This window comes from Paenibacillus sp. BR1-192 (assembly GCF_029542445.1).
Classification (GTDB): Bacteria; Bacillota; Bacilli; order Paenibacillales; family Paenibacillaceae; genus Paenibacillus_AQ; species Paenibacillus_AQ lautus_A.
In genome coordinates this window covers 5,342,312-5,368,548 of record NZ_CP120718.1, presented here as the reverse complement: position 1 = coordinate 5,368,548, position 26,237 = coordinate 5,342,312, and the positions used below count along the sequence as shown (strand labels likewise).

General features: G+C 52.9%; 24 protein-coding genes. 13 read left to right on the top strand and 11 right to left on the bottom strand.

Features of this window, described 5'->3' with window-relative positions; all coding sequences use genetic code 11:
* Positions 1-75: 75 nt before the first annotated feature.
* The 3 genes from P0X86_RS24200 (at position 76) to P0X86_RS24190 (ending at position 6,019) form a co-directional block, all read left to right on the top strand.
* Entirely contained in the window at positions 76-2,142 is a 2,067-nt protein-coding gene (locus P0X86_RS24200) for a HelD family protein (protein WP_277746665.1), read from the top strand.
* 264 nt (positions 2,143-2,406) lie between these two features.
* Complete coding sequence (locus P0X86_RS24195; RefSeq protein WP_277746664.1) at positions 2,407-4,182, top strand: ABC transporter ATP-binding protein; 1,776 nt, start codon at positions 2,407-2,409, stop codon at positions 4,180-4,182.
* Positions 4,166-6,019 (top strand): ABC transporter ATP-binding protein, encoded by a 1,854-nt coding sequence (locus P0X86_RS24190; protein ID WP_277746663.1) that lies wholly within the window; start codon positions 4,166-4,168, stop codon positions 6,017-6,019. Before P0X86_RS24195 ends, P0X86_RS24190 begins: the two co-directional genes overlap by 17 nt.
* Before the next feature lie 78 nt (positions 6,020-6,097).
* On the opposite strand, the gene P0X86_RS24185 is transcribed toward P0X86_RS24190, so the two are convergent.
* Positions 6,098-6,967 (bottom strand): LysR family transcriptional regulator, encoded by an 870-nt coding sequence (locus P0X86_RS24185; protein WP_213579443.1) that lies wholly within the window; start codon positions 6,965-6,967, stop codon positions 6,098-6,100.
* A 142-nt stretch (positions 6,968-7,109) separates the two neighbouring features.
* Between P0X86_RS24185 and P0X86_RS24180 the strand changes: the two genes are divergently transcribed.
* Positions 7,110-7,766 carry an ankyrin repeat domain-containing protein gene (locus P0X86_RS24180; RefSeq protein WP_277749087.1) on the top strand — a complete coding sequence of 219 codons (657 nt, stop codon included), beginning with the start codon at positions 7,110-7,112 and terminating at the stop codon, positions 7,764-7,766.
* A gap of 49 nt (positions 7,767-7,815) precedes the next feature.
* Positions 7,816-9,042: an amidohydrolase gene (locus P0X86_RS24175; RefSeq protein WP_277746662.1), complete on the top strand. Its 1,227-nt coding sequence runs from the start codon at positions 7,816-7,818 to the stop codon at positions 9,040-9,042.
* An 82-nt stretch (positions 9,043-9,124) separates the two neighbouring features.
* On the opposite strand, the gene P0X86_RS24170 is transcribed toward P0X86_RS24175, so the two are convergent.
* Both P0X86_RS24170 and P0X86_RS24165 read right to left on the bottom strand, forming a co-directional pair.
* Positions 9,125-9,811: a G1 family glutamic endopeptidase gene (locus P0X86_RS24170; protein WP_213579441.1), complete on the bottom strand. Its 687-nt coding sequence runs from the start codon at positions 9,809-9,811 to the stop codon at positions 9,125-9,127.
* 124 nt (positions 9,812-9,935) lie between these two features.
* Positions 9,936-10,421 carry an anthrone oxygenase family protein gene (locus P0X86_RS24165; protein ID WP_277746661.1) on the bottom strand — a complete coding sequence of 162 codons (486 nt, stop codon included), beginning with the start codon at positions 10,419-10,421 and terminating at the stop codon, positions 9,936-9,938.
* A 282-nt stretch (positions 10,422-10,703) separates the two neighbouring features.
* On the opposite strand from P0X86_RS24165, the gene P0X86_RS24160 reads away from it, so the two are divergent.
* The 3 genes from P0X86_RS24160 (at position 10,704) to P0X86_RS24150 (ending at position 13,943) form a co-directional block, all read left to right on the top strand.
* The gene (locus tag P0X86_RS24160) at positions 10,704-12,104 is read left to right on the top strand and encodes an ABC transporter substrate-binding protein (RefSeq protein ID WP_213579440.1); all 1,401 of its coding nucleotides are present in this window, start codon (positions 10,704-10,706) and stop codon (positions 12,102-12,104) included.
* A gap of 98 nt (positions 12,105-12,202) precedes the next feature.
* Positions 12,203-13,093, top strand: coding sequence for a carbohydrate ABC transporter permease (locus tag P0X86_RS24155; protein WP_009591023.1), 891 nt, complete (start codon positions 12,203-12,205; stop codon positions 13,091-13,093).
* A gap of 16 nt (positions 13,094-13,109) precedes the next feature.
* Positions 13,110-13,943, top strand: coding sequence for a carbohydrate ABC transporter permease (locus P0X86_RS24150; RefSeq protein WP_009591022.1), 834 nt, complete (start codon positions 13,110-13,112; stop codon positions 13,941-13,943).
* 115 nt (positions 13,944-14,058) lie between these two features.
* Here P0X86_RS24150 and P0X86_RS24145 read toward each other — a convergent pair whose 3' ends face one another.
* Positions 14,059-14,982, bottom strand: a complete 924-nt coding sequence (locus P0X86_RS24145; protein ID WP_277746660.1) for an AraC family transcriptional regulator — start codon at positions 14,980-14,982, stop codon at positions 14,059-14,061.
* A gap of 197 nt (positions 14,983-15,179) precedes the next feature.
* Here P0X86_RS24145 and P0X86_RS24140 point away from each other — a divergent pair, with 197 nt between their 5' ends.
* The 3 genes from P0X86_RS24140 to P0X86_RS24125 all read left to right on the top strand — a co-directional run bounded on the left by P0X86_RS24140 (position 15,180) and on the right by P0X86_RS24125 (position 17,350).
* Positions 15,180-15,443 (top strand): Atu4866 domain-containing protein, encoded by a 264-nt coding sequence (locus P0X86_RS24140; protein WP_096776132.1) that lies wholly within the window; start codon positions 15,180-15,182, stop codon positions 15,441-15,443.
* 69 nt (positions 15,444-15,512) lie between these two features.
* Positions 15,513-16,253, top strand: a complete 741-nt coding sequence (locus tag P0X86_RS24135) for an SDR family oxidoreductase (RefSeq protein WP_277746659.1) — start codon at positions 15,513-15,515, stop codon at positions 16,251-16,253.
* Positions 16,254-16,549: 296 nt separating this feature from the next.
* Entirely contained in the window at positions 16,550-17,350 is an 801-nt protein-coding gene (locus P0X86_RS24125; RefSeq protein WP_096776681.1) for a TetR/AcrR family transcriptional regulator, read from the top strand.
* A gap of 280 nt (positions 17,351-17,630) precedes the next feature.
* Here the strand turns inward: P0X86_RS24125 and P0X86_RS24120 are convergent, their stop codons facing one another.
* The 3 genes from P0X86_RS24120 to P0X86_RS24110 all read right to left on the bottom strand — a co-directional run bounded on the left by P0X86_RS24120 (position 17,631) and on the right by P0X86_RS24110 (position 20,880).
* Positions 17,631-18,422 carry an ABC transporter permease gene (locus tag P0X86_RS24120; RefSeq protein WP_277746658.1) on the bottom strand — a complete coding sequence of 264 codons (792 nt, stop codon included), beginning with the start codon at positions 18,420-18,422 and terminating at the stop codon, positions 17,631-17,633.
* Complete coding sequence (locus P0X86_RS24115; RefSeq protein ID WP_213579437.1) at positions 18,419-19,303, bottom strand: ATP-binding cassette domain-containing protein; 885 nt, start codon at positions 19,301-19,303, stop codon at positions 18,419-18,421. The genes P0X86_RS24120 and P0X86_RS24115 overlap by 4 nt, the downstream gene beginning before the upstream one ends.
* 227 nt (positions 19,304-19,530) lie before the next feature.
* Positions 19,531-20,880: an alpha-L-fucosidase gene (locus P0X86_RS24110; protein ID WP_009591280.1), complete on the bottom strand. Its 1,350-nt coding sequence runs from the start codon at positions 20,878-20,880 to the stop codon at positions 19,531-19,533.
* 119 nt (positions 20,881-20,999) lie between these two features.
* On the opposite strand from P0X86_RS24110, the gene P0X86_RS24105 reads away from it, so the two are divergent.
* A complete protein-coding gene (locus P0X86_RS24105) occupies positions 21,000-21,827 on the top strand; it encodes an AraC family transcriptional regulator (protein WP_277746657.1) in 828 nt (275 codons plus the stop codon).
* 69 nt (positions 21,828-21,896) lie between these two features.
* Here P0X86_RS24105 and P0X86_RS24100 read toward each other — a convergent pair.
* From P0X86_RS24100 to P0X86_RS24085, 4 genes are all read right to left on the bottom strand, one after another.
* Positions 21,897-23,041, bottom strand: a protein-coding gene (locus tag P0X86_RS24100) for an IS3 family transposase (RefSeq protein WP_277746525.1) whose coding sequence is annotated in 2 segments (ribosomal slippage) — positions 21,897-22,747 and positions 22,747-23,041 — 1,146 coding nt in all. Because the reading frame shifts where the segments join, the coding sequence is not laid out codon by codon here.
* Between the two features lie 147 nt (positions 23,042-23,188).
* The gene (locus tag P0X86_RS24095; protein WP_009591286.1) at positions 23,189-23,491 is read right to left on the bottom strand and encodes a putative quinol monooxygenase; all 303 of its coding nucleotides are present in this window, start codon (positions 23,489-23,491) and stop codon (positions 23,189-23,191) included.
* A gap of 5 nt (positions 23,492-23,496) precedes the next feature.
* Complete coding sequence (locus P0X86_RS24090) at positions 23,497-24,489, bottom strand: helix-turn-helix transcriptional regulator (RefSeq protein ID WP_277746656.1); 993 nt, start codon at positions 24,487-24,489, stop codon at positions 23,497-23,499.
* A 63-nt stretch (positions 24,490-24,552) separates the two neighbouring features.
* Positions 24,553-25,050 carry a DinB family protein gene (locus P0X86_RS24085; RefSeq protein WP_015736790.1) on the bottom strand — a complete coding sequence of 166 codons (498 nt, stop codon included), beginning with the start codon at positions 25,048-25,050 and terminating at the stop codon, positions 24,553-24,555.
* A 189-nt stretch (positions 25,051-25,239) separates the two neighbouring features.
* On the opposite strand from P0X86_RS24085, the gene P0X86_RS24080 reads away from it, so the two are divergent.
* The gene (locus P0X86_RS24080) at positions 25,240-26,175 is read left to right on the top strand and encodes an aminoglycoside phosphotransferase family protein (protein ID WP_277746655.1); all 936 of its coding nucleotides are present in this window, start codon (positions 25,240-25,242) and stop codon (positions 26,173-26,175) included.
* Positions 26,176-26,237: the final 62 nt, after the last annotated feature.

Genomic DNA, 26,237 nt, shown 5'->3' with positions numbered 1-26,237 from the left:
AAAGTATAAGTCTATATTTTTTTCGGGAAACCCCTATACTTAGAGCTATTCTTTAGCGAAGAGGGGGAAATCGGAGTGCTGAATCCAAACGAAAACGCAGAGCGGGAATATCTTGCATTGGTATTAAAGGAGCTTCAACGGGCATCGGAGGAATTAGAGGGGAAGGTGTCCGATTCGTATAAGGATATCATTGAAGCCAAGAAATACCTGTGGGTCAACATGGCCCAATTGGATGCGGCGGAGCGTGCGGCCAACCGGGTTGATATTTCTTTGTCGATCGATACCGGAGAGAAACAGGCGGCCAGGCTCCAGAGGATGCGCAAGCTGCTTGCCTCGCCTTATTTTGGGAGGGTGGATTTTCGTACGAATGAACCGAAGGAAGAAGAAGGCGCCTACTATATCGGCACCCATTCGTTCACGAACCCGGAGAGTCAGGAGCATCTCATCTATGATTGGCGCTCGCCGGTGGCCAGCCTGTTTTATGATTACAATGCCGGCCCTGCGTCGTATGAAGCGCCCATGGGGAGGCTGCAGGGCGAAATTACCGTCAAAAGGCAGTATAAAATCAAAGACGGCCACATGGAATATATGATCGAGAGCTCCATGAACATCAATGACGACGTGCTGCAGAAGGAGCTCAGCAGCAACTCGGACGAGAAGATGAAGAATATCGTGGCTACCATCCAGCAGGAGCAAAATGCCATCATCCGAAACGAAACAGCGCATGAGCTGATCATTCAGGGAGCGGCAGGCTCGGGCAAAACCTCGGTGGCCCTGCACAGGGTGGCCTTTCTCCTGTATCGCCATAAGGAAACCTTGACTTCCAGCAACGTGCTAATCATATCCCCGCATAAAGTGTTCTCGGATTATATATCGAGCGTGCTGCCGGAGCTTGGCGAAGAGAAAATCATGGAGGTCACGATGGAGGAGCTTGCTGCGAAAGAGCTCCGAGGATTATGCCAGTTCCAGACCTTCTCCGAACAGGTGGACGAAATCGTACACGCCCATGACGAGCAGGCCATCGAACGGATCCGGTACAAGGCCGGTTTGGATTTTGTGCATGAGCTGGATGCTTATCTGGAATATGGTGATCAGCAATTTTTCCAGCCTACGGATATTCAGATGAAGGGGGTGCTCATACCGGCCTCGGAGGTTATGGATAAATACCTTGGCACCATGAGTTTGCCGGTCAGGCAGCGATTGGAGAAGACCGCCTCGGTCCTGTCGGGGCAGGCCCGTACGGAGGACGGCGAGAGGCTGACTTCGGCGGAAGCCAATAAAGTCAAAGCCGCGATCCGAAAAATGTTCACATATCAAAATGCGTTAAGCCTGTACAAGGCATTCTTCTCATATCGGAACATACCGGATCTGTTCATCATGAAGGGGAGGAGAACGATCGAATACGCTGACGTTTTTCCGCTGATTTACCTCAAGATGCATCTGGAAGGGAGTGCCTCCTACGATATGGTAAAGCATCTGCTGGTCGATGAAATGCAGGATTATACTCCGATTCAGTATGCCGTCATCTCCAAATGGTTTGCTTGCAAAAAGACGATTCTCGGCGACAGCAACCAATCGGTCAACGTGTATACTTCAACCTCGCTGCCCGATATCCAGCGCGTGTTTCCCCAAGCCGATACGATCGAACTGGTAAAAAGCTATCGTTCCACGCTGGAAATCATGAAGCTTGCAAAGCGGATCCATCCGCGCAGCACCATGATTCCCGTGGAGCGGCATGGTGAAGAACCGCTGCTGATCCGGTGTCATGATGCGGCGCAGGAGCTGGCGTTCATTCAAGAGCTCACCCGAAACTTTCCGCATTCCGGGATGCAGACGATGGGGATCATATGCAAAACGTCATCGCAAGCCCGGCAGGTGTACGAGTCGGTCAGGGGGTTAACGGACAACGTGAGCCTGCTCGATTTTAGCAGCGACCGCTTTCAGGAGGGAATCACGATTACCTCCGCCCATATGGCCAAAGGGCTGGAATTCGACCAGGTTATCGTTCCTTTTGCGGGCGCCGCAAACTATCGTACCGAGATGGATCGAAGCTTGCTCTATATTGCCTGTACCCGGGCCATGCATAAGCTGCTGCTGACCTATTCCGGCGAGCCCGCGGTATGGTTGGCCGGCTCGGCGTAAACCGGATCAGGATTTTGCCATGCGTAAGAATATATCGTTATCCGGAGTCGCGCCCCATGGGCGCGGCTCTATCTTTAGATTATTGGACTCAAATGACCTTGATTGACGTTATGTCTAAATTTAAATAAAACATCAGGCGGTTTAGGAAGGAGGACTCCTTTATATCTAGAACCTATTAATATGGGAGCATCACAGCAAACGTATGGAAGGGGGAACGTAACGGACTGAATAATCCAATAACAGGACAGGAAGTGATATGGGACATTGGACTCTCATCGAATACTTGGAGACTTTTTCAGGAAGACGTGGCCATTTTATGTGTTGTCGATTTGCTGTCACTTGGTAGCCAATATCATCCACGTGAATTTCCCGAGGGTGCTGGGCAATTTCACGGATGAATTGAAGGATGGTTTATTGTCGGTCGGCGGCGTTGTGCAGTACAGCTGGACGCTGCTGGGTATCGGCGTCGGCTTTGCCGTCATCGGCGGGATCGGCCAGTTTCTGGTCATGTACACGGGACGTTATTTCGAATTTATGAACCGGCGCCGCCTGTTTGTCCATTTTACGGGGCTCAGCGAGCGGTTTTATTCCAAGAACGGCGTCGGCAAGCTGCTAAGTTATTTCATGAACGACGTGACGACGGTAAGGGAAGCGATCTCGATGGGGATCAATCAGACGGCAAACGCCTCGATCCTGCTGGTCTCCACGATAGTCATGCTGCTGATAACGAATGTTCCGCTGTATCTGGTGGCCGCAAGCATCGTTCCTTTGCTGCTGATACCGATCATCGTTGTCTGGCTCGGGCCGATCATCAGGAGAAGATCGCTTCAGGTTCAGGAAGCGCTCGGCGTGATGACGGAGTCGGCGGAGGAGCAGTTCGGCGGGATTCGCGTCACGAAGAAGTTTGCGGTGGAAGAGACGATGAAACGGCGCTTCGGGGCGACGGTGGACAGTATTCGGGACAAGCAGCTGCGGCTGGTGCGCGTGTCGTCGCTCTTTCAATCGATCATTCCGTTTCTAGGCGCATCCTCGCTTATTATCGCCCTCTCATTCGGCGGTTACTTAACGATCATGGGACGCATCTCGGTCGGTAACTTTGTCGCATTGACGCTTTACATTCGCATGCTGATGAACCCGCTGCAGCAGATCGGGAATGTCATTAATGTCGTCCAGAGAGCGAGGGCCTCGCTTGACCGCTTGAACGATCTGCTTGATAAGCAGGCCGACATTAAGGAACTGCCTGGCGCCAAGAAGCTGAATCTGGAGTATCCAGGCATTGAGGTGCGGGATTTATCTTTTTCCTACGATGCTTTGGACGGCCATGAGGGAGGTTTCAGGCAGGTGCTGCGCGGCATTCGGCTGAGCGTTCCGCCCGGCGCGACGCTGGGCATTATCGGCCGTACGGGAAGCGGAAAAACCACGCTGATGAAGCTGCTGCTGCGCACCTACGACCCGCCTCCGGGGAAGGTGCTGATCGGCGGCGAGGACATTCGGAAGCTTACATTAAAAAGCCTGCGCGAAGGAATCGCTTACGTTCCCCAGGACGGCTTCCTGTTCAGCTCGACCATCCGCGAGAATATTGCTTTCTATAGAAGGGACACGAAACCGACCGTCGTTGAGGAAGCGGCACGAAAGGCACGGGTGTACGACAACATAGCGGAGTTTCCGGACAAGTTCGAGACCCGCTTAGGGGAGCGCGGCATTACCCTTTCCGGCGGACAGCGGCAGCGGACAAGCCTGGCGCGGGGAATCATCAAGGATGCGCCCATCCTCATTCTGGATGACAGCGTAAGCGCCGTCGATGCGGTGACGGAGACGGAAATCATGGAGACGATTCGCGATATCCGCCAGGGGAAGACCACGATCATCATTGCCCACCGGATTAGTGCATTGAAGCATGCCGATGAGATCATCGTCCTGGATCAGGGAGAGATCGTCCAGCGGGGTACGCATGAAGAACTGCTGTCTACGGACGGACTGTACCGGACGCTGCATGACATTCAGGAAGAGGGGATGAAGCATCATGGCACAGGCCATTAACAATTGGCAGCTGGATCAGAAGGCGGATTTGAACGCCCCGCAGTCCAAGCCAAAGTATATTTCCACGTTCCGGGCTTTGTCGGGTTATATGAAGGAACACCGGCTGACCTTTGCCGGGTTTATCGGCTGCACCTTGATTGCCATCTCGGCAGAGCTGCTGCAGCCGTACCTGATGAAAATCGCGATCGACGATAATCTGATGGTCGGCAAGAACGATTACAAGAGCCTGATGATCATCTGCGGCATCTATTTTTCGTTATCGCTGCTCAGCATGATGTTTACCTATCTGCAAAATAATTTGCTGCAAAAAGCGGGGCAGAGCATTGTAGCGAGCATTCGCAAACGGCTGTTTGCCCATTTCTCGAGGCTGTCGATGTCGTATTTCGACAAGGTGCCGAGCGGCAGCTTGATTACGCATGTATCCAGCGATACCGAAGCGATCAACCAGTTTTTTAACCAGGTGCTGCTCAGCCTGTTTCGTGACGGCTTCACGCTGATCTTCATCCTGGTGATGATGTTCCAGCTGGACGTCACGCTGACCTTATACTGCCTTATCCTGCTGCCGATCATTGCAGGGATCGCGATTGCGTTCCGGCGGTATATGCGCCACACCTATCAGATGGCGAGAACGCGGTTATCCCGGCTGGTGGCTTTCGTGGCGGAGAATCTATCAGGCATGAACCTGATCCAAGTGTTCCATCAGCAGAAGGAGCAGGAGAAGCAGTTCGAGGAGCGGAACGACTCTTATTTCAAAGCCAACATCCGGGAGATCCGGACCAATGTGCTGTTTAACCGCTCCTACGAAATATTGAACAACCTGGCGATTGCGTTCGTGACGTGGCTCGGCGGGCAAGCCGTTCTGGGGACGGCGCTGGAGTTCGGCGTGCTGTATGCTTTTATTACGTATATCCGTTTGTTCTTCCAGCCGATCAATACGATCACCCAGCAGTGGAATACGCTGCAATCGGCGACGGTGGCGATTAACCGGATATGGAGCCTGCTCGCGATTCAGCCTGAGGTTACGGATCGACGCATGCCGGAGGCCATGGAGAAGTCGAAGGTTCAGGGCCGCGTCGACTTTGACCGGGTCACGTTCGGTTACGAAGGCGGGGCTCCGGTCATTCGGGATTTGGATCTTCATATCCAACCCGGGGAAATGATCGGGATCGTCGGAACCACCGGCGCGGGAAAAAGCTCGCTCATTAGCCTGCTGTGCCGTTTCTACGACGTGAACGAAGGGAGCATTCGGATTGATGGAATCGACATCCGGGAGCTGGCGCAGTCCGATCTGCATCGGATCGTGGGCCTTGTGCAGCAGGAGCCCTATCTCTACTCCGGAACGGTGCTGGACAATGTGCGGCTGTTCGATGAGGACATATCCAGGGAACGGGTGATCGAGGCTTGCCGCTTTATCGGCGCGGATTCAATCATCAGGAGGATGAAGGAGGGATATGACACCCGGCTGTCGGAGCGGGGCAGCGGCTTGTCCGCCGGCGAGCGGCAGCTGATCTCCTTCGCGCGAATCATCGTGTTCCAGCCTAAAATTCTCATTCTGGACGAAGCGACCGCCAACCTGGATTCGCACACGGAGCAGCTCATCCAGAATGCGCTGCAGCTCGTTGCCGAGGGGCGGACGACCCTTGTCATTGCCCACCGCTTATCCACCATCATGGGGGCGGACCGAATCTTGGTCATGAGCAGAGGCCGAATCGTGGAGCAAGGGACCCATGAGGAACTGCTGGATTCCCATGGGTATTACGAAGAGCTGTATCTTCACTCCCAAGGACAGAAGCAGGAGCGGGAAGGGGTCGCAGGCTCGTTGTATCGCTCGAAATAAACGGCACCCGATTGGAGGACGGAGCTTCATTAGCTCTGTCCTCTTTTTGCTGCTGGACCTCCGATGAGGTGCGCAAATCTATAAGGTGCTAGCCAACAGGTCAATGAAGTTCAGCGCCGTTCTGGAGACATGGTGATCCTTCAGCCAGATTAAGGCCGTGGAGGCCGCAGCCGGGGTGTCCTTGATTTTGAAGGCGTGCACCGCTGCGGGCAGCTGCTGTTTGATCAGGGTCTCGGGAACGATCGCCACGCCGAACCCCGAAGAGACCAAGCGCAGGAGCAGCGAAATGTCGGAGCATTCGGCTACGATGTTGGGCTGCAGCTTCTGCTCCGAGAAAGCCATCTGGATCGTATAATACACGCCCAGCCCTTCCGTGCTTGGCAGAATAAGCGGATGCTGCGCGATATGGGGGAGGGTCGTCTCCTGTTCGATGGATGGCTCCGAGGTGAGCATGTAAAAAGGCTCCGTCTGCAGATGAAGGATCGAGAAATCGTCCAATTCAAGCGGCAGGCGAACGATCGCTACTTCGAGCGATCGGTTTCGCACGAGCTCACAGAGCTGATACGACTCGTTTTGCTGAATTTTATACGAGACTTGGGGATATCTTGCCCTGAACTCATGGAGCCATGACGGCAGCTCTACCGAAGACAGGGTATTGATGCCAAGGCTCAGCGTTCCTTTATCTCCGTTCCCGACCTCTTTCACTTCGGCTTTAGCCTCTTCCATGAGCTGGGTCATTTGGAGCGCGTATTTGTACAGCGCTTTCCCCGATTCGGTGATTTCCAGCCGCTTCCCTCTTCGATATACCAAGACCGATCCGAGTTCTTCCTCCATGGCTTTCAGCTGCTGACTGAGCGGCGGCTGGGATATATGAAGCCGGTTGGCGGCGAGCGAGATGGTGCCTTCCTCCACGATGGCAATAAAATAGCGGAGCTGCCTGATATCCATATGCTTATGCAAACCTCCTTGTATATGAAAAACCTTCATAAATTCAATTTTTTAAGTATTTTTCATATGGTTCTGTCTCATGGTAGCATACCCATATATACGATAGAAAGAGGGGGAGTATCGGGTGCTGCGTATAACAGCTATGCTATTGATCCTTTTCCTGTCGGCCTGTCAACCAAATTCGGAGAAACACGAGGTGAAGAAGAATATGGATCGTCAACTCATTGAATCCGCCGAGCAAGGGAATACGGAGCAAGTACGACAGCTTCTTCAATCCGGCGCTAACATCGATGCGACGGATGAACAGGGAAGAACGGCGGTGATGGCGGCAACCTACCGCAATCATGTCGATACGGTAGACGCCTTGATTCAGGCTGGCGCCGATATCAATATTCGGGATCATCAACTGAATAATGTGTTTTTGTATGCCGGAGCTGAAGGAATGCTGGACATCCTGAGGCTGGCCATTGATGCCGATGCGGATGTGACGCTCACGAACCGTTTTGGCGGTACGGCTCTCATTCCGGCCTCCGACCGCGGTCATGTGGAGATTGTGCAGGAGCTGCTGACCCGGACCAGCGTCGATGTGAACCATATTAATAATTTGAACTGGACCGCGCTGCTGGAGGCTGTCATTCTCGGTGACGGCAGCGAGAACTATCAGCGTATCGTGAAGCTGCTGCTGGATCATGGGGCAGACCCTGAGCTTCCGGACGGGAACGGCGTAACTCCCCTGCAGCACGCCCAGGAGCGGGGATATCAAGAAATCGAACGCATCTTAATGGAGGCTGCGAACTAAGGGATATCGAAAAGAGGGCAGATATAAGCGAGAAGGGGATGAAGGTTATATGAACAAACACAGCAAGGCATACTGGCTGCTGCATGTCCGACTGGAAACGGGTTACCGCTACGAGGATGACGTGGTGACCGGAACCGAAACGGGACTTTTTCATGTGAGGATAGAGAATGGGGCTTTTTCTGAGATTCGTCCCGCGGAGGCTTTGCCGGATTCGCTGCTGCCGACATGGGATATGAAGGGGAATCTGATGCTGCCCTCTTTTAGAGATATGCATATCCACCTGGACAAAACCTATTATGGAGGACCATGGAAGGCACCGCTTCGTCCGGCTCACGGAATCTTCAGCCGGATCGAGGAGGAAGAGAGGCTGCTTCCCGAGCTTCTTCCCACCGCCAAGGAGCGAGCGGAGGGACTGCTGGATCTGCTGCTGCGTTACGGTTCTACCCATGTCCGCACCCACTGCAATGTGGATCCCGTCGTCGGTCTGAAAAATTTGGAAGCCACCTTGCAGGCGGTTGAAGGATATAAGGAAAAAGCTTTTGTGGAGATCGTTGCTTTTCCTCAGCACGGCTTGCTTCGCAGCCAGTCCGTATCCCTGGTCAGGGAAGCGCTCCGGAACGGAGCCGCGCTGGTAGGCGGGCTGGATCCCACGACGGTGGACGAGGATATGGAGAAATCGCTGAACACCGTGATGGAGCTGGCGGTGGAAGCCAACGCCGGCATTGATCTGCACCTGCATGAGTCGTCCCAGATCGGACTGAATGCCTTTAAACGGGTTGCTGATCTTACGGAAGAGGCGGGTTGGAACGGAAGAGTCACGCTCAGCCATGCCCTCGCTTTCGCGGACGTCTCACCAAGCGAGGTGGATGAAGTGGCGATTCGGTTAGCGGACTTGGGTATTTCCATCACCTCCTCCGTACCGCTTGGCCGAACCATCCCGATCCCGCAGCTGCATCGCCGCGGCGTGAACATCTCGCTTGGGCAAGACAGCATTATGGACCATTGGTCCCCGTTCGGCAAAGGGGATAATCTAGACAAGGCGGGCACGCTGGCCGAACGCTTCCACATGAGCGATGAGCGTTCGCTCGGACAGGCCCTCGGGTTTATTACGGGAGGCGTGACGCCGCTAGACCAGGACGGCCGCTATGCGTGGCCAAACGTCGGGGATGCGGCGGATGCGGTGATTGTGGAAGCCAGCTGCTCCGCAGAAGCCGTTGCCAGGCGGTCCCGCCGCCATGCCGTGCTGTTTAAGGGAAACCCGGTTTACGGAATATGATAAAGGGGCAGCCGCTGCATGCCGGACTTTTCCGGCGTGCAGCGGCTGTTGTTGGTTTATAGGTTTTAAGGCGCCAGGTCCCTTATTGATGAACGCCTTTGACAACGAAACCGTCTCCCGCCCGGTTCGGATTGGAGGGAATGGAGGTAACGGTTGAATTCTGGAGCATAATGCCCCCATCATCCGCCGTGAGTTTGGGGCGTTTCCCATTGACGCGGCAGCAGGAGAAGACAACGGGGGACAATCGTGCCATCGTGGCAAGCGCCCCATTGATTTGCGGCGCTTCGACGATCCATTCCGCCGAGGTCTGCGGACCGCCGTACCGCTGCAATGTTCGAAAGGTCCAGTTCCGGGATACGTTGCGAAGGCAGATCAGCCAGTTCGACCCGCTGCACTTGATGATGCTGGCATGCATGCGGTCACCCGGTTGAATGGGCAGCGGAATGAACGTAACCGAGGCGGGGAGAATCTCCCACCAAGCATAATAATAAGCCTTGCCGTCTATCCAATCATGACCCGTTCCGGTCTGTATCAAATTGCTGTTGCTGAATCCGTCAATGCCGATCCAGGCCGAGGAGTAGGACGTCCCGCGGCTTGGCCGAACAAACGGCACATTCCATTTGGCGGAGACCCGTTTGAAAGCCCCTTTTTTTCCAGTGATAGAGTATCCGCTCCAATTGCTTGATATCCATCCGATGTTACGACGCGGCTTGGCTGTAGTGTCAAGTTGGCATGTGTGATTCCACTGACCTGTCGTGGAAATCCCCATAATCTCCACCGCCTTTACTAGATTGATAGTATATCTAATGAAGAATCGGTAGAGTTGGTATGGGTTATGTGTTAGAAAGTTTGAACAGGCAGCCCTTAAATCTAGTTTTCAGGTTAATCGAGTCTTAAGGGATATGCCGTAAGGCAAAAACAAACAGGATCATGGCCCCTATGGAGGTGACCGTCCGTACATGGTTCCAGGCCGTCCATTTACTTAGGTAGGCATTCCAGACCTCGCTTCCTGTGCTGCTCGCAGGATCAACGGCAGCCAGCGCGTCATTGAGCGGGACATTGAAGGCCATCGTTACGATGAATCCCGTCAGATACAGCAGACCGGCGGCCAGCAAGTAGACGGATCCCGGTTCTCCCCAGCGGAGGATGGATAGGACTGCAAGAACGATACTGGTTAGGGCGGTACCTGTAAACAGTGCACCGAACGTGGGGTTGAGTATGGTTGCATTGATGGACTGCATGGCGTTAATCCCCTGTTCGTTCGGAATCCGCGATAAAGCGGTCATCATGAAGGATGAGAAGGCGAAGAACAGGCCGGCTATGAGGCCTGAGCCAGTCACTGAAAATAGAGCCAGCAAAAAAATCAAGCGATCACTCATGGGCAGGTTACCTCCAGTTTTAGCTGTGATTCTGACATTTGATTCCATGTATATCCACTTAATAATTGTTTGTACATACAAATATATTAGCGTTTTCGGCAAAAGTAAAGACCTAAAATTGAAGGAATGAAGATATAGAGGGATCTGTATACTTGTTTTTACTATATATGGTAATAAGCATATCTACGCTATTTACTAAATAGAGTTGAATATACGCTTTCGTAAGCGTATCCAAAATTTGGATCATATATTCAATGTGTTCAGCCAAAAGGAGGGATCCGTATGAAGTCAGGCAAGAGGGGGATTTGGCTAGTAACGACGGCTTTATTAAGCGTTTCTTTGTTGTTCGGTTGTACCGGTGGCAAGGGAACGCCGGCCGATACCGGCGATCCGGAGCCGGGAAAGGACGGAGAGACGGCCAAGAAAATCATTACCGTTACGTTTCGGGATGACGGGATCGGCGAGAACGGAGCGTTCTATAAATGGCTTAAGGAAGTGTCGGCCAGTTACCCTGACAAAAGCGTAGAGATTAAGCCGACACCGATTCAGGCATCGGAAGGCGATTATTTTGCCAAGGTGGCCCTGGCGCTGAAATCCAAAGATACGGCGCCCGATATCGTGACGGAAGATACCTTCATCTTGAACTCGGATGCCAGCGCCGGCTATCTGGAGCCGCTCGACGATAAATTGGCGGGATGGGAAGACTGGGGCAACGGCTCCTTCATCGAAGCGATGAAGAAGGGCGTCACTGCCAGCGATGGCAAGGTATACGGCGTGCCGTATAACACGGATTCCAGGGGCCTTTGGTATAACAAGGATATTTTCAAACAAGCGGGTCTTCCGGAGGATTGGCAGCCTAAGAATTGGGAGGAGGTCTTAAACGCTGCGCGAACGATCAAGGAGAAGGCGCCCGACGTTGTACCGATCTGGATGAACATGGGCAAGGCTACAGGCGAAGCTACCTCCATGCAAACCTACGAGATGCTGCTCTACGGAACGGGCGAAAGGCTGTATGACGATGCCAGCGGCAAATGGATTACGAAAAGCCAGGGCATTCTGGACGCGCTGACTTTTGTGGAAACGGTCAACAAAGAGAAGCTGGGACCGCCGCTCTCCAAAGTATTGAACGGCCAGGCAGGCAACACGGCTTCCCGCGAATACCTGCCGCAGGGCAAGCTGGCGATTTCGCTGGACGGCTCCTGGATCACGGGCAACTACATGGAAACAGGCGCGGCGCCATGGCCAGAATACAAAGACGTGCTCGGCTTTGCGCCGATGCCGACCAGCCAAGGACAGGAGCCCGGCTCGATTACGCTGGCCGGAGGCTGGGCGCTGTCGATTCCAAGCAATTCCAAGAACAAAGACGAGGCATGGGAATTTATCAAGTATGCGCTGGGCAAGGAAAATACCCAGAAGCTCGTCATGTCCTCCGGCAATATTACGGTGCGTGCCGATGTTGCCAAGGATCCGGAATATACGAAAATGCCGTTTAACGAAATCGCGACCGAATACCTGCAGAACGCAGAGTTTAGACCGGCTCAGGAGAAGTATCCGGAAGTGTCGACGCAGATCCAGACGATGGTGGAATCCGTAGCAACCGGAACATCGCCTGCGGATGCCATGAATAAATACGCGCAGGATGTTACCCGCATCGTTGGTGCGGATCATATCGTGGAGAAATAACCTGCTATAAGCAAAACCGGCTTGCTCAAGCGCTCCCGTCATCGCGGAGACTTGGGCAAGCGGTTTTTCAGATCATCCGTATGGAAGGAGAACCACACATGAGCAGTCTGTCCGTGGACGTTTACCCGAAACGAAGAAAAACGTATACCTGGCTCTTTTTTTTGCTGCCTTCAATCGCGATTATGCTCGTGTTTTTTATATATCCCATCCTGTTAACGTTCTTCTATTCCTTCACCAATCTGGCCTTGACCGGGGAAGCGGCGAGGGAGCTCAAATTTATCGGCCTCGACAACTATACCCGGATGTTCCAGGATCCCACGGTTCGGATCAGTATTTGGAACACGCTGGTTTTTCTTATCGGTTCGGCGGTGATCGGGCAGCAGGTGCTGGGATTTCTGATTGCGCTGCTGATGAAGCAGAGGAACAAGACCTTTCGGCGCGTGATTGGAACGATTGTGCTTGCGGGCTGGGTAACGCCCGAGATCGTGTGCGCCCTTTGTCTGTACAGCTTCTTCGGGGATGAAGGCACGCTGAATGCGATTATCACATTTTTTGGATTTTCGGAAGTGACCTGGCTGTTTACCGTACCGATGCTGACGATCATTCTTGCGAACATTTGGCACGGCACGGCCTTCTCGATGCTGGTATTTCAAGCCGCGCTGGATGACGTGCCGAACGAAATCGAGGAAGCGGCGGTAGTGGATGGAGCCTCCAAGTGGAAAATCTTCACGCGCATCATCATCCCTTACATCAAAAGCACCATTACCACGAACATGATGCTGGTTACTTTGCAGACGCTCGGGGTGTTCGGGCTCATCTATGCGATGACCGGAGGCGGTCCCGGCAACTCCACGACGACCCTGCCGATCTTTATGTACAATCAGGCGTTTGTGAACTATCAATTAGGCTATGGAACCGCTATTTCGCTGCTGCTGCTGTTGATCGGGATTGTGTTAAGCCTCCTGTATATCAGGTCGATGAAAGAGTAACCAGGGGTGAAATCATATGAATGCCAAACAACGTAAATTAGTCTATCGAATTCTGCCGTATGCGATTCTTGCGGGGATCGGCATTTGCTTCGTGCTGCCGCTGCTCTGGGTGCTTGTGGCTTCCGTCGATCCGAATGCAATGCAATCCCTGAAAGTGCCCAGCAAGATTACCGGCGCCAATTACGTAGAGGTGATTACCAGCAGCGAGAACCAGCGCGCTTATCTGATCGGCCTGGTGATGTCGCTTGGCCAAGCCGTATTGGTTGTCCTGCTGGCGCTGCTAGCGGCTTACCCGTTATCCCGTTATCAGATGAAATATAAGAAGCCCTTCATGCTGACCATTCTGTTCATGACCTCGCTGCCGATTACGGCCGTTATGGTCCCTGTCTACCAGCTGTTCCTGGGGTTAAAGCTGTATGACAACATTTTTGGCGTCATCTTGTTCTATGTAGCGTCGTCCATGCCGTACGGGATATGGATGATGAAGAATTTCATGGATTCCGTGCCGAGCGATCTGGAGGAAGCCGCATGGGTGGACGGGGCTTCGGTGTTTACGGGGATCCGCAAGGTGGTGGCGCCGCTGATGGTTCCGGGGATATGCACGGTGGCAATCTTTACGTTCTCGGGCAGCTGGGGCAATTTCTTTGTTCCGTATATCTTGCTGCAATCGCCCGAGAAGTTCCCGGCATCCCTGAAGCTGTACCAGTTCTTCGGGCAGTACGGCATGGTCGACTACGGCAGCCTCGCGGCCTTCTCGGTGCTGTACGCCATCCCGGCGATCATCATGTATATTCTATCCCAGCAGTTCATGTCCAAGGGCTTCGGGCTGCAGGGCGGAACGAAAGGATAGCATGCGAATAAAAGGCAGGGCCGCTTGGTGCCCGACATAAAAAACGGCAGAAATGCCGTTTTTTTATGTTTGACTGGCGAATCCCTTCCGTTTTGCTGTTCGTATCCGATCGGGTTTACGTTTCGTGCGTGCCGAAGTCCAATGAGTCGCGAAGACGTTTGATATCCCGGATCGGAGGCAATCCGAACATGCGGGCATATTCCCTGTTGAACTGGGTGGGGCTCTCATAGCCGACCTGAAATCCGGCGTCGGCGGCCGCGAAGGTTTCCGAGAGAAGGAGCCGCCTGGCCTCTTGCAATCGGATTTGCTTTTGATATTGAAGCGGGCTCATGGCGGTGATTTCCTTGAAGTGATGATGAAGCGAAGAAGGGCTCATATTGACGGCTGCGGACAGTTTGGCGATGTGCAAGGGCTGATTATAATCACGCTCGATCAACTGGGCAGCCGCCGCGATGCGCTGCGCATGACTGCCGCTGACGGCAAACTGCTTCAGGGATTGCCCTTGGTCGGCTTGAAGGATTCGATAAAGAATTTCCTTCGTGAACAGGGGGGCCAGGACGGGAATATCCTCCGGCGTATCCAGAAGGCGCACCAGACGGACGACGGCATCCAGCAGCGCTTGATTCATCGGGCTGACAAACAGGGCTTTTTGGGAGTCGGATTTCTTGGGAGGGGTCTCTTGGCCGGGTTTGATTAGCTCGAAAATCTGATGCTTGTCAAAGTCCAGCCGAAGGCACAGATAAGGCCGCTCGGGTGCCGCCTGGATTACTTGGCCGGATATGGGCAGCTGCAGCGAGACGACAAGATAGCTGGACGGGTCGTAAACATAGCATTCTTGTGCCAGCATGATTAATTTTCGGCCTTGGACCACGATGCATAGCGCGGGTTCATGAATCGTGTGGACCAATTCCGTCTCGCTGGATGCCCGTATAAAATGCAGAGCGGGTATCGACGTACTATATGTACCGTCCATGCCCGTGTATTTTTCAATGTATCCTGCAAGTTCGTTGTGCGGATGGCTTCCTTCATGGTTGAACATTCAGGGTCGGTATCCTCCTCCGATGGTATATGGTTCAATCTTAATCAATCATGCAGGAATAGGCAAGAATCATGGTGGATTCGGCTACCGGATGAATGCGGTGTGAACGCATAATAGAACTATCCTCAATGGTTAAAGGCAGACAGCTATAAATGAAACTCAAGAGGATTAGATAAGAGCGAAGAGGAGGGAATGGAATGAATCCAGCTCTTGATGCGAATGGGGCGAAGCATCCCTATGCAGGCATGTGGGTTACGAAGGACGGATATATCCGCCACGAGCTCCTCCCGAACGGGCGTTATGATGAAGCAAGAGGACCGCGGCAAAGCGCCTATCAAGGCCGCTATTTCATGGAAGGCGATCACATCGAATATGTGGATGATACCGGGTTCACGGCCGACGGCGATTTTCGGGACGGCGTTCTCTATCATGCCGGAATGGTATTGTATCGGGAAATCTAACATTGTGTCATGGCAAAAATGCGGAATGGATTTCGAAATACAGAACAGGAACGGGAGGAGCGTTGTTGCATGTCTAGCGTAAAAGGAAAAGTCGTGGCCATTACAGGCGCGAGCAGCGGGATCGGCGAAGCGGCGGCCCGGCTGCTCGCTCTGCATGGCGCACATGTGGTGCTCGGGGCGAGAAGAACGGACAGGCTGGAGAAGCTGGCTGCCGCATTGAATGGGGAAGGCGGCTCAGCCGTTTACCAATCGCTGAATGTCGTTCATCTCGATCAGATGGAATCCTTCATCGACTTGGCGGTGAGCCGGTTCGGGCGGGTGGATGTCATCCTCAACAATGCAGGCGTCATGCCTCTATCGCCCTTGGAAGCCTTGAAGGTGGACGAATGGAACCGGATGATCGACGTGAACGTCCGCGGCGTCCTGCATGGCATTGCGGCAGGGCTGCCGGTGATGCAGAAGCAGGGCTTTGGTCAATTTATCAATATCGCTTCCATCGGTGCGTATGAGGTATCGCCTACCGCTGCCGTTTATTGTGCAACCAAGCATGCGGTTCGTGCAATCTCGGAGGGGCTGCGACAGGAGGTCGGGAGCAAAGGTATCCGGGTTACGCAAATATCGCCGGGCGTGACGGAGTCGGAGCTGGCCGACAGCATTTCCGATGATACGGCCAGACAAGTCATGAAGGAGTATCGAAGAATATCGATCCCGGCGATATCGATTGCGCAAGCGATTGTGTATGCCATCGAGCAGCCGCCGGAAGTCGATGTGAATGAAATCATCATTAGGCCAACGGCATCAGGGAGCTAACGAATCAGCTGTTGAGTTCAATCTCAACAGCTTTTTATGATGGAAGGATTTGTTATGCTTCTTATCAAGATGTGTTGGGACTGGATATGATCATGGCTCACGGCTGGATCACCACTTATGGCTCGCAGGAGAAGATCGTTCAGATCAGCTTTGCTTCCGAGGGGGGCGGCGAAGCCGGCAGCTCTCTGCAAAGACCCTGATTCGCCCTCTTTACCTATGGATGATGAGATATGTTATACTGTTTATAATATAAACAATTATTATCAGATGCAAGGATGCAGAAAGGAAACATGATCATGTCTAACGATGAGACGATAGATCCGGATATTGGATCCAAGCTGCCCAGAGGGGCGGCTCTCAGCTGGGGATTGGTTAAGCCGCCGCAGCGGGGACCGAAACGGGAGATGAGCCTTTCCCAGATTGTAGATACGGCCATCGACATCGCCGATAAAGAAGGGCTTTCAGCTGTCTCCATGAATCGAATTGCGTCCACTTTGGGTTTTACCGCCATGTCGCTGTACCGGTACATATCCAGCAAGGACGACCTTTTGGTGCTGATGCAGAACGCCGCGTGCGATATTCCCATTCCGGCGGAAGATTCTGCTGACTGGCGCGAGAATATGCGGGTCTACGTCAAATCGACGATGCAGGTATTCCGGGATCACCCCTGGTTCGGAGACATTCCGATTACGGGTATTCCCATTACGCCGAACAATCTGCGATTTATCGATTGGGGTCTGCGGTTCATGAAGGATCTTCCGCTGAATGATTATGAGCGGATGTCCTTGATTCTCTTGTTAAGCAATTATGCCAGAACGAGCGGCATGATGCAGCGGGATATGGACCGCGCCATACAGGCAGGCTCCACCCCGGAACAGTTCAGTGGACTCGATTATACGGAAGCGCTGAAACAGCTTATGAAGCCGGATCGGTTTCCGTTCCTGTACCCGGTTGTGATGTCGGGGGTCTATACGGAAGACAGCGAGGAAGTGAATCCGATAGGCAATGACATTGATTTCGGGTTAGAACGCATTTTGGATGGCATCGAGCAATATTTTCAAGCCAAAAAACAACAGGAACCCTCGGACAAGCCATGATGTAGGCCAAGTTACGGGGCTTGGTCGATCCAAAAAGTGCAGCAACAGCCGAGCAAAAAAACGATCCTCTCATGAGGATCGTTTTTTTTGCTGATTGAGTCGGCCCAAGCCCGACTTGTTCAGCGCCCGGTTGGTTGGTATCGTTCCGGCCGGACTTTCATTAACGTTAGTTACGGGGGTACTGGTGGAATGACCGACTATGAGATAGGAAGGACACGGCAGCCTTTTGGAATCGGATGGAGTATCCTTCGCGCGCCCTTAGTAAAGCAGCCACCCGTATTTAGCGTCGTCCGGCTTTCCTCTTAAACGTCCACATGCTCCATACCATCGAGCCGATCAGGATGAACAGGCACCATCCGATCGCCCAGCCGATCTGATCCTGGATGGGGCCTCCCGTCAGTAATCCGCGAATGGATTCGATGACCGGCGTAATCGGCTGGTTGCTTGCGATCCCTTGCAGCCAAGCCGGCATCGTCTCGGTGGGAACGAAAGCACTGGAGAGGTAAGGGAGAAAGAGCAGGATGAATCCATAACTGCTGGCCGCTGCCGGACTGCCTGCAACGAGACCGATAGCGGCGTAGAGCCAGGTGAAGGCAAAGATGAAGAGCGCGATCAAGCCGATGGCGAGTATCCAATCCATAAGCCCTGCTGATGGCCTGAATCCAACGAGCAGAGCCACTGCGATAACAACGCCTGTCGCAAGCATGTTCCGGGCAAGGCTGGCGACCACATGCCCCGTGATGACACTCAAGCTTTGAATGGGCATCGTGCGGAAGCGGTCAATGATGCCATTAGTCATATCCTGGGAGACGTCGACGGCCGTGCTGGACGATCCGAAGCCGGCGCATAGCAGGATGATCCCAGGAACCACGTAGTTAACATACTGTCCGCTGGGATCGAGGGCACCGCCAAATACATAGGTGAACAGCAGCATCAGCATGATCGGCAGCACCATTGCCGTTATCATCGCCTCCGCGTTGCGGATGCTGTGACGGAGGCTGCGGCCGATAAAGACAGACTGGGTAACTGCTAAGGACGTTGTTTTTGTTTTTGTAGCCGTTGCTCTTATCATACAATTCCCTCCATTTTCTTGTCGGTAAGCGACAGGAATACATCATCCATATTGGGTCTGTGAAGACTTACGCGCGTCTCATTCGGGAGCAAGCGTATGAACTCCTGAAGCGTATGTGCGACGTCGCCGATGCTGCCGCTTGTCGGAATCCTGTGGATCACTTCGTCGCGTGCGTCGCGAAGCTCCAGCATTTCACCACCGACCCGGGTCTTCAGCTCGGCCGGACTACCTTCAGCCACGATTCGTCCCCCATCCAGAACCGCAATCCGGTCCGCGAGCTGGTCGGCTTCCTCCAAATACTGCGTGGTCAGCAGGATGGTGATGCCTTGGCTCTTCAATTGCAGGATGATATCCCACAGCGCACGGCGGCTGCGCGTATCAAGTCCTGTGGTCGGTTCATCGAGGAACAACACGGGCCGCGGTACGACAAGGCTGATCGCCAGATCAAGCCGTCTCTTCATCCCGCCGGAATACGTCTTCACGCGCTTGGCCGCCGCGGCCGCCAGATCGAAGTGCTCCAACAGCTCGGCGGTTCTCCGCCCGGCTTCCGCCGCGGATAGACCCGACAGCCTGCATATCATCCTGAGGTTTTCTTCGGCGGTCAGCACTTCGTCAACGGCCGCGAACTGGCCGGTCAGACTGATGGACTGCTGAACCTCCTGCTTGTGATCGCGGAGATCGAACCCGTTGATCCTCACGCTCCCGGCATCGGGCGTCACCAACGTGGACAGGATGTGAATCAAGGTTGTTTTGCCGGCCCCATTAGGACCGAGAAGAGCAAATACGTTTCCTTGCGGCACGCTCAGGTCGATCCCGTCCAGAACGGTCTGGTGCCCAAAGCTTTTGCGAAGCTGACGAATTTCAACAGCATAGGTAATCATGAACCGAACATCTCCTTTAAATAATTGTGTATTATATAAACAGTTTAATTGATAATTAGTATATTGCATAAACAGTTATTGTGCAATACGATTTTTTTGCGTTTTGAAAACGGCATGATGATCTTGGGAGGACGAGGCGTCCGGACATAAAAAAAGCCTGACGCGATGTAACGAAACATCGAGTCAGGCTCTTATAGGGATTAGTTCATGTATAAGCGATCTTATCGTTACGAACGATCCGATTCGTCATAAAGCTCCAGTTCAATGACGGTATTGCGTTTGTCGGGGAGCGGATAGGTAAAGTGTTCGGGACGCGCGAAGTTCACGAATGCGTCCTCGACGAATTCGGCGGCGCTCCATGGGCGGCTGAGGAACAATTCGTATCCGTCCGCGAGCAGCCGGGCCTTCTTCACCTTGTCGGCCATGCCGATGAGATTGATCGGTCCGATGGACTCCTCAAAGACGTGGGCATACAGTGTATTGCCTTTTTGGGTATAACGACCCCACTCCGGTTTCGGATAATCGGCAGCCGCGCAGCCATAGATGCTGTCTCCGTTCTTGCTCATCCAGTCGCCGATCTCCTCCAGCACGTCGAGGCTCTCCTTCGGGATGGAGCCTTTCGCGTCAGGACCGACGTTCAACAGCATGTTGCCGTTCTTGCTGACGCATTCCACCAGCTTGCGGATAATGGTGGTTGCCGATTTGTAATTGCGGTCAGCTGCGGCATAACCCCAGTTGTTGTTCAGCGTAATACAGGCTTCCCATGGAATCGGGGCACCTGTCTGGTCCACAACCCCGTGCGGCGGAATGATCTGTTCCGGCGACGCGAAGTCGCCGCTGTATACGGACGGATCGGTGGTATAGATGCTGCCCCCGCTCTCGCCGCTTCCCTCCAGCCGATTGTCGATAAGAATGTGCGGCTGAAGCTCGCGGATCATTTTCATCAGCTCGGTGGCGCGCCACACCTCGCCGCGCATGTTATCATAAGAGAAGTCAAACCACATGATATCGAGTTTGCCGTAGCCTGTGAGCAGCTCACGCACTTGTCCATGCATGTAATCCAGGTATCGGTCGAAGTTTTTCGGATCGCGCTTGAAGGCTTCGTTCGCCCGCATCGGGTGAATCCGGTCTCCATAAGCCGGGTAGTCCTCATGATACCAGTCGATCAGCGAGAAATAGAGGCCGACTTTAAGGCCTTCTTCACGGAAAGCTTCCAGGAACTCCTGCACGAGATCCCGGCCGGCTTTGGTATTCGTTGACTTATATTCCGTCAGCTTGCTGTCGAACAAACAGAATCCGTCATGATGCTTGGCCGTCAGCACCGCATATTTCATGCCTGCTTTCTTGGCCGCTTTGGCCCACTCCCGAGGATTATAGTCAACGGGATCAAATTCATCGAAATAGGCCTGATAGTCCTCGATGCTCATTTGTTCCGTGCTTCGGAGCCATTCGCCTCGGGCCGGGATGGAGTAAAGCCCCCAGTGAATGAACATGCCGAAACGGTCGTTCTGGAACCATTGCACGCGCTGGTTTCGATCATGGATGACTTGATTGGTTGGAGTGGTAGTCGTTGTCATGGATTCAAACCTCCGATTCTTGGAATTGTCGAGTTTGATTTTAACAAGAATGTGTTAGTATGAATAGATAATTACTTAACTCCGACGGGTATTATAATAACTTTAGAGGATAATTGAAGATGAAGAATGAACGAAATGAACATGAAGCCATTCAGCAGATGCTCCTGAACATGCAGGTTCAGATCTGGGAGGCCGAAAGAACGCAGTGCTGGCCGGAATGGAAGGAATTCGACTACACCGTGTCGTACAACAAGCTCTATTTTATCCTGGATGGGGAAGGGTGGGTGAAGATCGGCGATGAGGAGCTGTATCCCGTACCGGGTCAATTGGTTCTGATGCCGGCACGGACCCGGCAATCCTACTCTGTCATCAGCGGCCGTCCCTATCTGAAATACTGGTCTCACTTCTCGGCGACCGTGGGCGATTCCGATGTGTTTTCCTGGCTGAACGTGCCCCATTGCTACGATTTATCGGGGAACGAGGAGATGCCGGCATTATTCCAGCAGCTCGTCGATGCGCATCGTTCCGATACCCTCGCCGCGCGATTGAGGGAAAAGTCCGTGATGCTGGACATTCTCTCCCGCGTGTTCGAACACCAGCAGCCGCAGATTCATGCGGACAAAATGGAGGATATGGGCAGGCTCCACAAAGTGCAGCAGTACATCAAAAATCATCTGCATGAGGAAATTACGCTGGAGCAGATGGCGGGAACGCTGCATTTGCACCCGAATTATTTTATTAAGTATTTCAAACGGCATTTCGGAATCACGCCGCAAAAATATTTAAGCCTCAAACGGATGGAGCAGGCCAAACTCATGCTGAGGACGACGTCTCTAAGCATCAAGGAAATTGCGGATGCCACCGGCTTTGAATCGGCGAACTATTTCTCGAAAACCTTTCGGAAAGAGGTAGGCTACAGCCCCTCGGAATATCGTAACAATATATAGCAAAAAAGAGGCTGCTCCTGAAGGGACTGCCCCCCGTTTGTGAGACAGGGATCAAAACACCTTGCAAGTTTAAGCAGCCAGTTGCCGGAAATGAAACGGCGACTGGTTGTTTAGTTTTGTTTGAATGCGAATTGAGTTATAGTAAGTAATGTAGTCTCGAATGGTCTGCTCGACGATGGCCGTCGTCGTACAGGTTAAACCTTCGAGATAGAACGTTTCAGACTTTAGCGTGGAATGAAACGATTCAATGGGGGCATTATCAGCGGGCGTACCCTTGCGGGACATGCTCATGGTAATGCCTTTTCCCTTTACAGCTTCTTGATAAGCCTGAGATGTGTAGACGCTGCCCTGATCGCTATGGAGCATGGTGCCCGGCAGAGCGGGCAGCTGACCCAGCGTGTCCAGGACAAACCCGGTGTCTTGCTTGTCAGAAATACTGTACGCCACAATCTCACCGTTAAACAAGTCCAAGATACTCGACAGGTATAACGTTTTTCCGCCAAACGGTAAATACGTAATATCTGTAACGAGTTTTTGCATGGGGGCATCGGCTGCAAATTGGCGCTTTAACAAGTGTTCTGCGATATAAGCTGGCTGGCCTGTAGGTTTGCGTTTCTTCACCTTGACACGACATTGGAGCCCCTCACGCTGCATAATCCGCTGCACGCGTTTATGGTTAATCTTACGCTCCATCCGAAGTAGAGCCGTGATCTTCCGGTATCCATAACGAAATTTATGCTGACTACAGAGTTCTCGAATCTTCTCTACCATGTGATCTTTACATGGGTTCTCGTAGGCGTCCTTCCAGCGATAGTAGGTGGAGCGAGAAAGCCCGATCCATGCACACGCTTGAGTTACACTGACTTCTCCTCGAACAGACTCAACCCACTCCACTACAGCCTTTGGCGACACCTCCTTTGCATTTCCACGAACTTTTTTAGCAGATCTAATTGTTGCTTCAAAAACCGATTTTCCGCCTGCACCTTCTCGAGTTCTGATGCATATTCAGGGCCTTTACCGTAGCTGTATTGTTTACCGACAGGTTGCTTCAACCGGTTCCATTGGCCGCTGCGATACCATCTCATCCAGGTCTCCACTTGTGTCTTATTTCGTATGTTCAGTTGGTCCATGACTTCTTTCACTGGAATGCCATCCAACCTCATTTCAATAGCTTTCTTTTTCACTTCTACTGGATAGCTGACTCTCGTTGCCAACGCAAAAACACCTCCATAGTTGTCCCCATATCTTACGACATGGTTGCATTCTCTTGAAGGTGTTTTTAATCTGTCTCACGTTATGGGGTCAGTCCCGAATTTCGATTCGGGAACGGCCTCTTTTATTCCTAACCGGAATTGAATTGCCTAAAACCCTTTGCCTCCAAGCGGCTTAAGCCTGAGCGGCTCTGCGCCGGCAATCAGCGCCCGCCCGCGCTGCAGCAGCTCGGACGTATCCGCTCCCTGCAAGGAAGCGGCATGCGCGTCTTGGCTGCTCCACAATTCCGTGACCCATACGGCATTCGGATCGCTGTCCGATACGTTGACGATATAAAGCTCACAGTCTTCGTTATCGCGAAGCATCGCGGCTGCTTCAAGCAGTATCTCCGCAAGTTCATCCCGTTTGCCCGGATGGGCGATCAGTTTCCCGTACATTGCAAATTTCTCCATGGATATCATCCTTCCTTTTTGGTCATGCCGATTAACATGCGTTCGTAATGGAGTGCTAGGCTTGTCGTGATCTCGGACAGTTTCAGGACGAGCGAAGCTGGCTCCAGAATGGTTAAAGCTTTGCCGTAGGGGAGAAGGAAGTAGGGCACATAGGACGTCAGCGAAGACGTGTCCAGCCCGAAACGAGCCTCGCCATCATGACGCGATACGAGGGTATGCCCAAACAACCAATGCTGGCTCAATTCATTCAGAACATGCTCGTGGGCTTGGATGACAACATCGACCAGGGGTTCCGTGCTGCGTGGATCCGGGAGAAGACTGCCCAGCAAGACATCCTTGGCAGAAAAATCAACGGGCCGCTCAAAGACCAGGTCTGTCGTCTCCAGACCGAGGATCCGGTCCACGCGAAAATTGCGAATCTCTTGGCGCAGACGGCAGTAGCCCGCAGCATACCATTGGCCTTTCCAATGGATAATGCCGTAGGGATCGAAGTCTCGGACGGTTCCGGAGCCTTCCCGGCCCTTCGAATACGTCATCTTCAGGGTTTGTCCCTGTGCCGCGGCATTCTCCAGCGTCTGCAGCAGCGGGCGAAGCCCGTCATGGACCGGAGGCTGCAAAACCGCGATGCCGCTGCTGTGCCGTTCGATCTGATGAAGCTGCTCCTCGTTCGTATAAAGCTTCAGCTTGCCGATCGCCCGCTCCAGCGCGTCCGTGAACGGATAGCCGGTTTCTTTGGCAAAAATCGAGGCATGCACCAAAGCCTTCTGCTCTTCCGCATCAAACATCAGCGGGGACTCGGCGAACGGTCCGAGAATCCGAAAGCCGCCGTTCGGCCCGGAATCGGCGATGATGGGCGCGCCGCTGGCGCATAACGAATCGATGCAGCGGTACACCGTTCGAACATGGATTTCCAGCTCATCGGCGATTTGCTGCGCGGTCATCTTTTTGCCCGAGCGAAGCATCCACAGGATCGACAGCATATTATCCGCTTTGGACATCAAAACGCGCTCCTTCCTTAGGGACGATCCCGACCGTTTACTTTTAAGTAGATTGTATCTTTTTTATACGAGCGGGTCCATGCCCTTGTCGATCCAGGAATCGTAGGTCGGACCGTAGAGCTCGGGAATCCGCAGGCCGGCTTGTCTCATCAGCACCGTCATCTGTCCGCGGTGATGCGCTTGATGAACCAGGGTAAAATGCAGGAATGCCGCATTGGTCCAGGGCTCTCCGTCGAATTCACGGGTAGCGCGAAGATCCTCCTCGCTCCACTGCGACTGAACCGCATCCAGAAGGGCATGCCGGATCCGGCGGTAGCTGTCGGTAATTTCGGCAGCCGAATCGGGAATTTTCTGCTCGCGGGACGGGCCCTCAAATTGCAAACCGAGCATGGTCATGTATTGAATCGACATGACCAAATGCCATGCCAGCTGACCGAGCGTGCGATGCTGCTCCGTCATGGCGGTTTTAAGCGAATCGTCGGTTAAAGCGTTCATGACTTGTTCCGTTATATGCGCCTCTTTTAACCATTCTGTCGTAAAATCCGCTTTGCTCATGTTCATGTGTTAACCCTCGCTTTGGTTTAGGATGTGTGCTGCAAAACGAGTATATTACATCATTCCTGACAGTTACGGTCAGTGATTATGGGCCAAAATAAAAAAATGGGATTGTATGCCCTAAGTATCCATCTTCATTTATAATGAATAAGGCTCAAGGATCGTTAAGGATTTTGGATACAGGAGGTGCATGGCATGCAGGAAGCGATTCGTGATATCCCGGGGGCTGATGGATGGATTGCCATTCAAGCGGTTGACAAGGGCTGGTCGGCAGATCGTAAATATTATATTCAGGATATGCAAGGCGAGGAGCGGCTCCTCCGGCTATCCGATATCTCTCAGTTCGAGAGGAAGAAATGGGAGTTTGAAACGGTTAAAAAGCTGGATCCCATCGAAATGCGAACGTCTCGCCCGATTGATTTTGGCGTCTGTCATGGTGGCCGGCAAGTGTATTCCCTGTTCACCTGGGTTCCGGGAGAAGATGCAAGGGAGGCGATTCCTTTGCTGGATTCAGAGGAGCAGTACCGGCTTGGCGTTCAGGCCGGCGCATATTTGAACAGGATGCATGGCGTTCCGGCCGACAGCGGATTGGATACGTGGGCGTCTTACTATAATTCAAAAATGGATCGATACATAAAAAATTATGAGAGCTGCGGCATCCGGCTTGCCGGCGCTGAGAACATCGTCCGTTTTATGGAGGCGCACCGGTATTTGCTAGAAGAGCGTCCCGTTGCTTTTCAACATGGGGATTATCATGTCGGCAACATGGTGGTTACGCCTGAAGGGGAACTCGGCATCATTGATTTCAACCGGGCGGACTACGGTGATCCTTGGGAGGAGTTTAACCGGATTACGTGGGATGCCTCGATTAGCCCGTGGTTCGCTTCGGGTCGTATTCACGGTTATTTTCAAGGACGAGAGGTGCCGGATCCATTTTTCAGATTAATGGCGCTTTATATCGCAAGCAATCAGATATCCTCCATTCATTGGGCCATCCCGTTCGGAGAGCAGGAAGTGGAGGTTATGATGAACCAGGCCCAAACCGTGCTGAATTGGTATGATGGATTCCGGACGCATGTGCCCAATTGGTATATAACGAATGCCGAGGTTATGGCAAATCGCCGCGAATAACAGCAATCCGGAAGAATCTAACCAAGCTGCTGCATGATACAATGGCAAAAAAACCACAATGG

Excerpts from the sequence above, each read along its gene's own strand:
- P0X86_RS24190 (WP_277746663.1), top strand. The coding sequence starts at position 4,166 with ATGGCACAGGCCATTAACAATTGGCAGCTGGATCAGAAGGCGGATTTG.
- P0X86_RS24185 (WP_213579443.1), bottom strand. The coding sequence starts at position 6,967 with ATGGATATCAGGCAGCTCCGCTATTTTATTGCCATCGTGGAGGAAGGC.
- P0X86_RS24180 (WP_277749087.1), top strand. The coding sequence starts at position 7,110 with ATGCTATTGATCCTTTTCCTGTCGGCCTGTCAACCAAATTCGGAGAAA.
- P0X86_RS24175 (WP_277746662.1), top strand. The coding sequence starts at position 7,816 with ATGAACAAACACAGCAAGGCATACTGGCTGCTGCATGTCCGACTGGAA.
- P0X86_RS24170 (WP_213579441.1), bottom strand. The coding sequence starts at position 9,811 with ATGGGGATTTCCACGACAGGTCAGTGGAATCACACATGCCAACTTGAC.
- P0X86_RS24165 (WP_277746661.1), bottom strand. The coding sequence starts at position 10,421 with ATGAGTGATCGCTTGATTTTTTTGCTGGCTCTATTTTCAGTGACTGGC.
- P0X86_RS24160 (WP_213579440.1), top strand. The coding sequence starts at position 10,704 with ATGAAGTCAGGCAAGAGGGGGATTTGGCTAGTAACGACGGCTTTATTA.
- P0X86_RS24155 (WP_009591023.1), top strand. The coding sequence starts at position 12,203 with ATGAGCAGTCTGTCCGTGGACGTTTACCCGAAACGAAGAAAAACGTAT.
- P0X86_RS24150 (WP_009591022.1), top strand. The coding sequence starts at position 13,110 with ATGAATGCCAAACAACGTAAATTAGTCTATCGAATTCTGCCGTATGCG.
- P0X86_RS24145 (WP_277746660.1), bottom strand. The coding sequence starts at position 14,982 with ATGTTCAACCATGAAGGAAGCCATCCGCACAACGAACTTGCAGGATAC.
- P0X86_RS24140 (WP_096776132.1), top strand. The coding sequence starts at position 15,180 with ATGAATCCAGCTCTTGATGCGAATGGGGCGAAGCATCCCTATGCAGGC.
- P0X86_RS24135 (WP_277746659.1), top strand. The coding sequence starts at position 15,513 with ATGTCTAGCGTAAAAGGAAAAGTCGTGGCCATTACAGGCGCGAGCAGC.
- P0X86_RS24125 (WP_096776681.1), top strand. The coding sequence starts at position 16,550 with ATGTCTAACGATGAGACGATAGATCCGGATATTGGATCCAAGCTGCCC.
- P0X86_RS24120 (WP_277746658.1), bottom strand. The coding sequence starts at position 18,422 with ATGATAAGAGCAACGGCTACAAAAACAAAAACAACGTCCTTAGCAGTT.
- P0X86_RS24115 (WP_213579437.1), bottom strand. The coding sequence starts at position 19,303 with ATGATTACCTATGCTGTTGAAATTCGTCAGCTTCGCAAAAGCTTTGGG.
- P0X86_RS24110 (WP_009591280.1), bottom strand. The coding sequence starts at position 20,880 with ATGACAACGACTACCACTCCAACCAATCAAGTCATCCATGATCGAAAC.
- P0X86_RS24105 (WP_277746657.1), top strand. The coding sequence starts at position 21,000 with ATGAAGAATGAACGAAATGAACATGAAGCCATTCAGCAGATGCTCCTG.
- P0X86_RS24095 (WP_009591286.1), bottom strand. The coding sequence starts at position 23,491 with ATGGAGAAATTTGCAATGTACGGGAAACTGATCGCCCATCCGGGCAAA.
- P0X86_RS24090 (WP_277746656.1), bottom strand. The coding sequence starts at position 24,489 with ATGTCCAAAGCGGATAATATGCTGTCGATCCTGTGGATGCTTCGCTCG.
- P0X86_RS24085 (WP_015736790.1), bottom strand. The coding sequence starts at position 25,050 with ATGAACATGAGCAAAGCGGATTTTACGACAGAATGGTTAAAAGAGGCG.
- P0X86_RS24080 (WP_277746655.1), top strand. The coding sequence starts at position 25,240 with ATGCAGGAAGCGATTCGTGATATCCCGGGGGCTGATGGATGGATTGCC.